The organism is Vibrio sp. 1159 (genome assembly GCF_033340395.1).
GTDB lineage: Bacteria > Pseudomonadota > Gammaproteobacteria > Enterobacterales > Vibrionaceae > Vibrio > Vibrio alginolyticus.
Window position 1 is genome coordinate 1 of record NZ_JAWOWL010000197.1, and the last position, 1021, is coordinate 1021.

Sequence of the window (1021 nt, forward strand, 5' to 3'; positions counted from 1 at the left end):
GCTTTACCTGCTTCGATAAGCGCTGGATGGTTTGCTAGGCCTAGGTAGTTGTTCGCACAAAAGTTCAGTACTTCTTCACCTGTCGAGATTTTAACAGCGGCTTGCTGTTGAGAGGTAATGATACGCTCTGCTTTGTAAAGACCTTCAGCCTTCACTTCTTCAATTTGCTGTTGAATCTGTTGGTAAAATGCAGAAGACATTCGCAATTCCTTCCTGGTTGTTTTGACGAGTTTTCACTCGTTTCGAATTTGGTTTAGCCTTTACGTGACGGGCGTCACAGGCCATCAGCTATCAATTAATTGTAGTGTAAAACAAGGAAAGGAAAACGATTATCCCTCAAGGTGGAAAAGCATTAATGAATTTGAGGAACAAATAACATCAATGCTTTTCTATGAGGTTGTATTGAAAGGAGTTATGACCAAGTAGGTTGGTTTAGAAGTTGCTCAAACTCCTTCGCTGGCACAGGGCGGCTATAGTGGAAACCTTGGCCGAACTCACAGTTTAGCTCGTTGAGATAATCCACATGGCGCTGCTCTTCGATACCTTCTGCGACAATTTTAAGACGCAAGGCTTTGGCCATAGCAATGATCACGTTGACCAGTTCACGATCAGAGTCGTTCTCAAACACGTTTTGCATAAAACTGCGGTCGATTTTCAGACGGTCAAACGGGAACTTCTGCAAGTAACTCAGTGCAGAATAGCCCGTGCCGAAGTCGTCAATCGTCAGTTTGGTACCAAGCGCACGTAGGTTATCCAGCATGTCTACCAATTCATCATCATGGTTAAACAACAAGCTCTCGGTTACCTCGACATCAAATTGCTCAGCAGGCAAACCCGATTCTTCTAAGCTGTGCCTAATGAACGCCAATAAGCGATCACAATAGCGGAATTGAACGCTAGAGAAGTTCACCGATACAAACAACGGCGAAATGGATTGCCACTGTGCTGCTTGATAACACGCTTGCTGAATGGCGAACTCGCCAAGTTGATGAATCAATCCGTTTTTCTCTGCAATCGAGAT

The 1021-nt window shown here is 44.4% G+C and carries 1 protein-coding gene and 1 pseudogene; both read right to left on the minus strand.

Annotated elements, in window-relative coordinates:
• Positions 1-200: pseudogene (locus R7127_RS26955) on the minus strand (glycine C-acetyltransferase); the annotation flags it as partial.
• 212 nt (positions 201-412) lie between these two features.
• Positions 413-1021 (minus strand): EAL domain-containing protein (locus R7127_RS26960; protein WP_318148769.1); only part of this gene is annotated, 609 nt, incomplete at its 5' end.